10 protein-coding genes and 1 pseudogene are annotated in these 9,914 nt (G+C 45.0%); all 11 read left to right on the plus strand.

Going from position 1 to position 9,914, the window contains the following annotated elements; translation table 11 throughout:
- The coding region (locus tag BG32_RS11795) for an SUMF1/EgtB/PvdO family nonheme iron enzyme (RefSeq protein WP_147434998.1) at positions 1-207 on the plus strand (207 nt) is incomplete at its 5' end.
- 278 nt (positions 208-485) lie between these two features.
- Positions 486-1,223, plus strand: a complete 738-nt coding sequence (locus BG32_RS11800) for a class I fructose-bisphosphate aldolase (RefSeq protein WP_121526879.1) — start codon at positions 486-488, stop codon at positions 1,221-1,223.
- A 20-nt stretch (positions 1,224-1,243) separates the two neighbouring features.
- Complete coding sequence (locus BG32_RS11805) at positions 1,244-2,845, plus strand: metallophosphoesterase (RefSeq protein WP_121526880.1); 1,602 nt, start codon at positions 1,244-1,246, stop codon at positions 2,843-2,845.
- 15 nt (positions 2,846-2,860) lie between these two features.
- On the plus strand, positions 2,861-3,358 hold the full coding sequence (locus tag BG32_RS11810) for a molybdopterin-dependent oxidoreductase (RefSeq protein ID WP_099772620.1): 498 nt from the start codon (positions 2,861-2,863) through the stop codon (positions 3,356-3,358).
- Positions 3,359-3,411: 53 nt separating this feature from the next.
- Positions 3,412-4,422, plus strand: a complete 1,011-nt coding sequence (locus BG32_RS11815; protein WP_121526881.1) for an alcohol dehydrogenase catalytic domain-containing protein — start codon at positions 3,412-3,414, stop codon at positions 4,420-4,422.
- Positions 4,423-4,589: 167 nt separating this feature from the next.
- Positions 4,590-5,686, plus strand: a pseudogene (locus BG32_RS11825) (extracellular solute-binding protein).
- A 442-nt stretch (positions 5,687-6,128) separates the two neighbouring features.
- Positions 6,129-6,740, plus strand: a complete 612-nt coding sequence (locus BG32_RS11830; RefSeq protein WP_180274876.1) for a carbohydrate ABC transporter permease — start codon at positions 6,129-6,131, stop codon at positions 6,738-6,740.
- Positions 6,730-7,557, plus strand: a complete 828-nt coding sequence (locus tag BG32_RS11835) for a carbohydrate ABC transporter permease (protein ID WP_121526884.1) — start codon at positions 6,730-6,732, stop codon at positions 7,555-7,557. The genes BG32_RS11830 and BG32_RS11835 overlap by 11 nt, the downstream gene beginning before the upstream one ends.
- Positions 7,554-8,387, plus strand: a complete 834-nt coding sequence (locus BG32_RS11840) for a PfkB family carbohydrate kinase (protein ID WP_121526885.1) — start codon at positions 7,554-7,556, stop codon at positions 8,385-8,387. Before BG32_RS11835 ends, BG32_RS11840 begins: the two co-directional genes overlap by 4 nt.
- On the plus strand, positions 8,384-9,331 hold the full coding sequence (locus BG32_RS11845) for a sugar-binding transcriptional regulator (RefSeq protein ID WP_121526886.1): 948 nt from the start codon (positions 8,384-8,386) through the stop codon (positions 9,329-9,331). Before BG32_RS11840 ends, BG32_RS11845 begins: the two co-directional genes overlap by 4 nt.
- 1 nt (position 9,332) lies before the next feature.
- On the plus strand, positions 9,333-9,914 hold a 582-nt coding region (locus BG32_RS11850; RefSeq protein ID WP_183084336.1), incomplete at its 3' end, for a diacylglycerol kinase family protein.

Below are 9,914 nucleotides of genomic sequence, written 5' to 3' on the forward strand. Positions count from 1 at the left end.
TGGGAATGGGTTAGTGACTATCACACAGACTACTCATCTTCAGAAGAAACGAATCCATATGTTGACAGCTTCTCAGCTTACAGAGTTAAGAGAGGTGCCAGCTGGATAGACTGCCCCGTCGGTCTCAGTATCAATGTGAGATCTAAGGGTTTGCCAGGTCACGCCATCACAAATGTCGGCTTCAGAATCTCTAGAACAGCAAAGTGAAGGCTTCTACAACAATCTTCATTCCATAATAGAACCGTGTCCCGAATCATCTGGTGTCAAAGCTAACCCATAACTTGATTATCTGCTGCAGCAGAAAAGAACGGAAATTGAACAGTAGCACACCTTCATGGGTCAAAACGCCGAAACCAATTTCACTCCTATTCCTAATTGTTCACCCAAAATAAAACTGCCAAATCCTTTGCTTCTGTTTTGTTTTCTTAAAGGAATGTACTATAATCTAGGTACATATGTTCTGAACAAATGATAGGAGAGATGTCATGACGGGAAAACTGATTAGAATGAACCGGATACTCAGAGAAGACGGAAAGACGGTGATCGTTGCTATGGATCACGGGCAGTTCCAGGGTCCGATAGAAGGCATCAAGGATGTCAGGAGGACATTAAGCAACATAGTCGCTGGCCGGCCCGATGCAATGATTCTAAATCCGGGCGTAATCGAAAAGAACGGAGATTTGCTTGGAGGAAAGGTTTCGATTCTATGCAGAATAACGGGGGCCTCTACTAACTACTCCACAAAGTTTGACTACCACAGAATCACTACTTCCGTCGAACATGCGTTGTCAATGGGAGCTGACGGTGTGGTTGTTATGGGATTCATGGGTGGAGACGGTGAAAACGCGTCGCTTGAAATTATCGGAAAAGTGGCAGAAGAATGCAGCAAGCTAGGAATGCCCTTGATTGCAGAAATGCTTCCTCAGGCCATGGACCACTTTACTGATCCGGAGTATATTGCACTGGGAACGAGAGTAGCGTATGAGCTGGGTGCCGATCTTGTAAAAGTCTATTATACGGGCTTTGAGTCATTCACGAAGGTTCTGGAATCAGTCCCTGTACCCGTCGTGATTGCCGGGGGACCGAAGGGAAAGGATGCCTTCGAAATGGCAAGGGAGGCTCTGGAGCTCGGCGCAAAGGGGGTTGCTTACGGCAGGAATGTATTTCAAGCCGATGACCAGACTGAATATGTCGAAAAGCTTCTGAAAACTGTTCACGGCTAGTCTGAAAAGAGGGGGCGTTTATGAAGAAAGCACTCTTGCTGGTTTTCTTATTTCTTTTTCTCGGCGCTGTTTTCGGAATTGAGGGCCATGTGTTTGTTGATCTGAACTCAAACGGGATACTCGACTCGGAAGATCAGACCCTTCAGGGTTGCCTTATTTCAAACGGAGTTGAGATAGTCTCTTCAGACAGTGAGGGGGTCTATAGTATTCCCGGTTCAGATGGTTATGTATTCTTGATCAAACCTGACGGATATTTGTGCAGCGAATGGTATGTTAAGGGGCTTGAGAATCACGATTTCTTGCTGATGCCATCTGTGGAGAATGGTATCTTTGCCGTTGTAAACGATATTCACTACGCGGATGACCCCGACCTCTTCTATGAATCTCTAGGTGACAGAGAGATGATTGACAGTCCAGATGAATACATGACCAAGCTTGTTTCGATTCTCGAGACAGTCAAGCCCGATTTCATCGTATGCAACGGAGACATGGGAGCAAGCATCAAAGATATCGACGACGAAGTTGCAACCAGATGGGCTACAAAGGTTAAAGACTATCTAACCATCTCGAATATCCCTGTATATTACTCCGTTGGAAATCACGAGACAAACAAGAAGAAGGCCGATCCGTACGACATTTTTCACAACGTCTACGGGCCCGCGTATTACTCTTTCAACAGCTTTGGAACACACTACATAGTTCTTAACACTCACAACATCGTCGAAGGCAGTTTCGTTTACGAAGTCGATTCTGAGCAGCTTGAATGGTTGAAGAAGGACATTGAGCTAGTTGATAATAATAATAGAATCGTGATCTTTTCACATGAACCGGTGTTCAGTCTAGCCAAGACCGATAACTACTACGATCTGATGCAGATTTTTGCTGATGATTGTTCATACCACATTACCGGTCACAAGCACACGATGATTGAGTACTTCGATGCTCCATTTGTGGAGCTAACCTGTGGTGCTGTTTCTGGAGCATGGTGGGAAGGCCCATCTCCAACTGGTGATGAATATGGGTTCACACTTTTTGAGATGAAAAGAAGCGATTTGAATTACTGTTTCGTAACTCTTGCAGATGATAATTCCGGCTGGTTCGACATGAGCAGAGAGGCCCCCTATTCCGGAGTCGAGTACGTCAGATTCTGCACGTTTCCTTCAACAGAAGATATCGTAGTACTTCTCAATGACCGTATCGTGGAATGCGTTGTTTTGAAGAAAGATATGAGATTCTGGAGCGAATACTACTTCAATGTCAATCTTTCTTCCTGTGACGATGGGCTGAATGAGATAGTTGTTCGCTCTGGAGATAGAGAGTTCAGAAAGAAGCTCTTCGTTAGAAGCGCCCCGGTAGATATCAAATCTATGAAAACCAATCCAGAATACTTCGAGGGATCACTTGTGCTTGTTTCGAATTGTTCCAATACCGGTCAGTGGGGTAAAAGCTACACATTTAACGATGGTAGTGATACTTTCATGGTTCAAATAACCAATCTGGACGTTCCCTTCACCATTTCAAAAGACTATAAATACTCTCTGTACGGGATATTTAGAAACAGCGAGAGAGTGGTTGATCCGATCGAGCTGTTGGTCGCCGAGGGAATTGTTCAGGAAGAATAAGGAGGGGAAATACGTATGAAGAAAGCCTTACTGGTTGTTCTTGCGGCAATGCTTCTCATTTCTGCTGCGGTAATCGCAGATCCTGTAATTAAAATCAGTGGCGTGATCGCATTGAGAAATGAGGAAGGTGTCTGGCAACTCACGCTGGATGAGTTCAAAGAACTGCCCCAAACCGAGTTCTTTGTAACCGATCCGTGGATGGGAGACAAGACATATGTTGGAGTGACTCTCGCCGATCTTTTGAAGTTCGTGGGAGTTCCTTCCGGAACAAAGAATGTTGTTTTGGTATGCTCTGATGAAAAGGAATTTGCAATCTCTTACGAAGATGCATTGAAGTATCCGATAATGCTGACTCACTCGACCAGATCGGGCGAAAACCTCAGGGCTCTCCCTGCGAGCCAGGGCGGCCCCATAAAGCTTGCATATCCGATCAACGACTTCCCGGAGATCACCGACAAGTACCCGTCTGACAACTGGGCATGGTACGTAATCGAAGTTAGGGTTGAGATGTGATTTCGTGATGGGGGAGGCAACTCCCCCATTATCTGGGATAAGAGGTGGTTAATTTGAAGGCAGCAATCTACAAGGGCATCGGGAAGATCGAAATCGATGATATTAGCAAGCCCATTATCCAGGCAGATGAAGGTCTCGTGAAGATAGGTATGGTTGGCGTCTGCGGTACAGACATAAAGACATTCAACAAAGGGCATCACATGTTCAAACCGCCTTGCATTCTAGGGCATGAGTTCACCGGAAAGATAGTTGAAAAGGGAGCGTCGGTAGACTACGATTTCGGTGATGCTAACTACGTGATAGCTCCGTACATAGAGTGCGGCAAATGTGAAATGTGTCAGAAGGGAGTTCCCGAGCTCTGTTCAAAGAAACATTGGGTTGAAGGAGCATTTACCGAGTATGTGAAAGTGCCCTTAGAGATCCTGAAAAGGGCAACTCTTGAGATCCCAGATCATGTCCCCGAGAGTACTGCAACCCTGACGGAACCGCTGGCCTGTGCAATTCATGGTATAGACAAAGCCAGGATAATCCCCGAAGATAGAGTCTTGGTTGTTGGAAGCGGTCCTATGGGATTACTCCTTGGAAACGCTCTGAAAAACTTGAAATGTGAGACATACATTTCCGATATTGATAAGAACAGGCTATCTATGGCTGAGAACTGTGGTCTTAAAACGATAGACTTCAGTGAGTCTGGTTTCGAAAGCTTCAAGAACAGTGATCCTCGCTTCGATTCAATCATCCTTGCAAATGATAGAAAGGAACTTGTCAACTCGCTTCTGCCTTTCGTCCATCCAGGCGGAACATTTGAGTTGTTTGGCGGAATGTCGAGAGACACGGTCCTAGAGATAGATCCTTACTTCATTCACTATAGAGAGGTGGACCTCGTCGGCGCTTTTGGTTTTTCCGAGAAGGATTTTAAGAAGGCCTTCGGCTTCATCACCAGTGATCCAGATTCTTTTTCTAAACTGATTTCCAAAGTATGGGACCTCGAGAATATTGTAGAAGCGTTCAAAGACGCCACAGACAAGACCAAAATCAAGATTGTCGTTAAGGTCTCAAGCTAGGAGGGATTTGAGTGAAGAAGATATTTATAATCTCACTACTTCTAATAATCACTTCGGCGGTCTTCGCCGTTACTCTGGACTTTTACTGTCTTGCCTGGCAACCTGCAACGGTTGACAAGATATACGATCTGGTCGATTTATGGAACATAAAGAATCCAGATATTCAGGTGAACATTATCTGGGGCACCTGGGAGTCTTCAGACCAGTATCTGCTGACAAGTTTTCAAGGTGGAAACGCGCCGGACATCTTCCACACTGACGCCGAGAAATTCCGAGAATATGGAATGATGGGGTATGCGGCCCCTCTTAACAGTTACGTCACTGACGATATGATTGGTGATATTCCGGCCCATATATTCGAAGACTGCTATGATTTTGCCGGAAATCTTTATGGGATCCCTGGTGCCAGGAAACGCAAGTGATCTTCTACAACAAGGATACATTCGAAGAAAACGGAATTAGATTACCTCTCGACAGAATGATTTCGTGGGAAGAGCTGCTTGATATCGCGCAAAGAGTTACAAGGAAAGATGAGAACGGAAATGTAATAACCTGGGGAATCCTTGCTCCTCTAATGGAAAGGTTTCACTGGACCTTGATCGCTCAGAAAGATGGAACGATACTTACAAAGGACAGCAATCATAAATGGAAGGTTGAGATTAATGAGGGAGCTAGAGAAGCTATTGAGTTCTACCTCTCACTAATAACGGAACATGGTGTAATGCCAAAAGATGTTATAAGTATAGACTACACCTCTCTTATGCAGGGATTCATAAACGGAAAGTACGCAATGGTTACCTTTGGCTGCTGGAACAGACGTTTTTTGCTTCAGAATAAAGGCTTCAACTGGGGTATGCTTCTTGTCAAGAACGGAGATAACAAGGTCAATGCATCTGATCCTCAGGCTCTTGGTATCTCGAAACTCTCCAAACATAAGGATGAAGCTTTTGCATTCATAGAATTCATGACGAATACCGAGAACTCAGCAGAGATAAGTTTCAGCGACTATCTTTTCCCGGTAAGGGAATCGGCAATTGCTGACGCGCGATTTGATTCACCTGAGAACGAATGGGACATAGCAAAAGCCTGGCTCCAATACTCAGACAACGTTAAACCCGGAATGCCTGGATTCTATACTTTCGAATGGAAACTGTTTGTTCCCAATCTGGAAAAGGTGATTCTTGGGAGTATGAGTTTGGATGAAGCTCTAAAGGATACAGTCACTGAGGGAAACAAAATGCTGAAAAAGCTCGGGCTTCAGTGATTTGTGGCAACTGCAGTAAAATGAAAGAAATACCCTAAAAAGCCCTTTGCAACGCAGCTAGAGTTATTTGAGACGTTCATTTCACGTTTCCATATAACTGGAGTGTGGTCGCCAGTGTCCAGTAATACCGGCAATCGATGAGATACATAATACCGATTCACTCGGTAACTGCTGGGAGTGATGACATATCAGAAAGAGCGAAACAGCGAAAGCACTGCCATATATACTGCCTGTACTGATAGTAGTAGCGCTAATAAGTGTATACCCATTTGTCAACGGGATATACAACAGTTTCTTCTCCGACGCTGTCTTCGGAGGAGGAAAGTACTTCTCCGGCCTTGATAATTTCAAAGACATGGTGTCAGACAATCTGTTCTGGACCGGGCTCAAAAATAACCTTGTGTGGTCTGCTGCATGTGTCGGATTTGAGCTTGTCCTAGGCATGTTGATAGCTCTGCTACTCAATCTGCCATACATAAGGCTAAGAGGTCTATACAGAGCACTGATCCTTCTGCCCTGGGCGACAACCCCCGTTGTATCGGCACTTATTTGGAGATACATCTTCGGAGTTATGGGACCACTTAATTCCTTTCTGAAAACGTTGGGCTTTGCAAATCCTCCTAATTGGCTGGTGACTCCCGGTTATTCTCTCTTCGCCTGTATAGTCGCAAACATCTGGATAGGCCTCCCGTTCGTTATCGTTACTCTCTTGGCGGGACTGCAGTCCCTACCTTCTGATGTGTACGAGGCTGCCGAGATAGATGGCGCCGGAGTATTCAAGAGATTCTTTTATCTCACTCTACCTTTAATGAAAAGTCTGATTCTTATCCTTGTTACACTGAATACGATCTGGACCTTCAACATGTTCGACATAGTCTACTCAATGACCAACGGCGGACCGGGGAACTCTTCAATGCTACTGTCACTATATTCTTATCAAAATGCTTTCGCGTATTTTCAGCAAGGATACGCCTCTGCAATCGGCGTCATATGTTTGCTTATACTCCTTCTACCTGTTGCCTTCTATATAAGGGAGGTAAGAAATGAGGCCTAAGAGAAGCGTAGTAATTACAATGAACATAGTAGCGTTTTTGGTGGTTTTGCTGATCCTTTCTCCTCTCTTAATGCTAATACTTAACTCTTTCAGAGAAACCACCGACATTTATCAGAATCCTTTGAAGCTTCCGGAGAAATTCTATCTGGGAAACTACGCGAAGATCTTCCATGAAACCAGTTTCAGCAGGAACTTCGCAAACAGTATGACGGTTACCCTCGTCACTGTTCTGCTCTGCATAATTATCACTACACTGGCAGGGTATGCGATGTCCAGATTTAATTTCAAGGGCAAGAATCTTTTGATACTATGGCTTCTAGCTTCTCAGGCCTTCCCAGGAATTCTTATGATTATCGGTCTCTTTTCTCTCCTGAACCGATATTCCCTTCAGAACAACCCTTTGGGCCTGATTATTCTATACACTACCTTTACTATTCCATTCTGTAGCTGGTTGCTAAAGGGATACTTCGATGAGATTCCCAAGGCACTTGAGGAAGCTGCAATGATAGATGGCTGTAATCGATTTCAGGCAATGAGGAAGATAATTGTGCCAATGGCAGTTCCGGGGATAGTCGCCGTTGGAACGTTTGCGTTTCTTCTCTCTTGGAATGAGTTCTTTTTTGCGCTTGTGATCATGAGAGAGAATGCTAATTATACCCTCCCCGTTTTCCTCTCGAGGTTCGTTGGAACTGGGGGTGCCGTAGAGTGGGGTACTCTGTCGGCCGGCGCCCTCATCACTGCTCTTCCTCCAATCCTTCTGTTTCTCCTATCACAGAAGTATTTAATCGGAGGCCTTACGAGAGGTGCGATCAAATGAGAGTCGCTGTTATCGGAGCCGCTTCTATCGACAGGTATGTGATTCTCGATTCATTTCCAGAAAGAGACTCTATGGTATTTGCAAGAAGCACACATGATTTCATCGGAGGCTCAGGAGCAAACATAGCTTTGAATCTCTCGCGTTGCGTTGAAACGGATTTCTACTTCGGAACGGGAAATGATCTATCTTCGAAGCGGATTCTAGAGAAGCTCTCTTTGTCAAGCATGAATCTTCGTTACGTCGTGGAAAATGGATCTGGCGCTGAGGCTTTAGTAATGCTGGATTCACATGGAGAGAGAAGAATCATATCCCTTGGAGGTCATGCTCTCTTTCGTGGTGTAATCGACGAAAAGAAATACAGTGCGATTTGCGTGGCGGACAGTTTCAGAGAAGTCGCACTTGATGCGTTCCGAAAGTCAGCCGAATCTCTGAAAGTCTATGTACCAGGTGGATGTGGTCTGTACTTTGGAGCCGATTCCGTTGTTGAGGTAGCTTGTTTATCGGATTTCACTATTTTGTCGGAAGGAGAAGCAGAGAACCTTCAGACAAGGATCAGTGAGATCTCTTCGAATATTATAATAACCAGAGGATCCGCTGCAACGATCTGGATAGACAGAAACAAGAATAGCCGCTCCTTCGAGGTTGAAGAAATCGCTGAAGAAATCCTGGATACTACGGGAGCCGGTGATGCTTTTGCCGCAGGATTTATTGAAAAGTTCACGAAGTGCGGTGATCCTGTCCAGAGTATCAATTACGGCCACAAGAAGGCGGCAGAAGCGGTTTCTGCAATTGGACCCAACCTCGTAGAAGGGAGGAAAGATTTAAGATGAAGGGGCTTATGACCAATAGAGACACAATGATGAAAGTATGCAAACTCTACTATATTGAGGATAAGACGCAGAGCGAAATCGCCAGATTGGTTGGAATATCCAGACCCCAAGTCAGCAGGCTGCTCACTAAAGCCAAAAATGAAGGAGTCGTTAGGATAGAGATTGATTCGGGAAAAGTGGAAAATCTCGAAGAGATTTCGATAGAAATGAAAGAGAGATTCGGACTGAAGAACGTCATCGTTGCGGACGAAGCAGCAGATGGAGGGACTATCGCCTCAATTGCAGTTTCTGCAGCGAAATTTCTTTCAGATTACGTTAAGAATGGACAACTTGTGGGCATCTCCTGGGGTCGAACTCTGTACGAAACAGTTGAAAGAGTCGTATTCAATGGGGAGCTTCCAAACACAACATTCATACCCCTAATCGGCGGCGTAGGCCAGTTGCGTCATGAGTATCAGATGAATTCAATTGTTGAGAAGATTGCGAATTCCTTTCACAGTAACCGTTACTACCTTTTCGCTCCAGCCTTCATAGAAAACGCGAAAACTCTAAATATGATGCTTGAAGACAGTTCGATAAGATTCATGTCGGAGATGTGGAAGCGGTTAGATCTGGCCATTGTCGGAATAGGGGAACCCATATCTCTGTCAAATGCCTTCAAGAACATCTACGACAAGGAGTTCCTTGCTAACCTTATGAAACACGAGGCGGTTGGCGACATAGCAGCAAGATTCTTCAACGCGGACGGAGCGCCGTGCGTTTCCGGAAATGAGAATATCCTCGGGATATCTCTTGATCAGCTGAAGGAAGTACCCGAGGTTATTGGGATTGCAGGAGGCAAGGAGAAAGCTCAGGCGATTCATGCGTCAATAAAGGCCGGATATATCAATTCAATCGTAACGGATAGGAGTACTGCTCTTCAAATACTCCGAATGCAGAAGTAGTATGAGAATCGGATTAGTCTACAATCCAAACTCTGGTAAGCGAGAGAAAGATCTTGATCTCATGAAGACTCTTGCCAAGAAGCTTGAGGGATTGCGCCTATTCTGTACGAAATCTACCTATCTTTACCTGAAAGAGTATTTCAATCTAGAAGTAATCGGATCGGAGACGACCCACAACGATTACAGAGACACCGTAAACGCCGGTAACGCCCTTTCGAAAATGAATCTGGTGATATCGATCGGAGGGGATGGAACCGCATCCGATGTTGTCGCCGGCATGCGTCAGACCGGAAGGCTTGCGCCAGTTGCAGGTGTGGCTTCAGGAACAGCCAATTGCGGACCACTAATTGCTATCAGATCGGTTGCTGACATAGTAGACTTTGACTTCCTTAATATAAGGCCAAAATGGGTAATCGGACTAGACGTATTCGAAGAAGAATACATAAGTTCGGCATTCAACGATGTGGTCATTTCCGAAACTCTGATTTCGACAGTAGAAGGAAAGAGCTTAACAATCGACGCTTCGAACTTCTTCTACAGGAATGAGAGAACACCAAGAGAACCTGTATCAATCGCTTCAGAA

This window comes from Mesotoga sp. HF07.pep.5.2.highcov, assembly GCF_003666285.1.
GTDB lineage: Bacteria > Thermotogota > Thermotogae > Petrotogales > Kosmotogaceae > Mesotoga > Mesotoga prima.

Coding starts and splice junctions, on each gene's coding strand:
- BG32_RS11800 (WP_121526879.1), top strand. CDS start 486: ATGACGGGAAAACTGATTAGAATGAACCGGATACTCAGAGAAGACGGA.
- BG32_RS11805 (WP_121526880.1), top strand. CDS start 1,244: ATGAAGAAAGCACTCTTGCTGGTTTTCTTATTTCTTTTTCTCGGCGCT.
- BG32_RS11810 (WP_099772620.1), top strand. CDS start 2,861: ATGAAGAAAGCCTTACTGGTTGTTCTTGCGGCAATGCTTCTCATTTCT.
- BG32_RS11830 (WP_180274876.1), top strand. CDS start 6,129: ATGTTGATAGCTCTGCTACTCAATCTGCCATACATAAGGCTAAGAGGT.
- BG32_RS11835 (WP_121526884.1), top strand. CDS start 6,730: ATGAGGCCTAAGAGAAGCGTAGTAATTACAATGAACATAGTAGCGTTT.
- BG32_RS11840 (WP_121526885.1), top strand. CDS start 7,554: ATGAGAGTCGCTGTTATCGGAGCCGCTTCTATCGACAGGTATGTGATT.
- BG32_RS11845 (WP_121526886.1), top strand. CDS start 8,384: ATGAAGGGGCTTATGACCAATAGAGACACAATGATGAAAGTATGCAAA.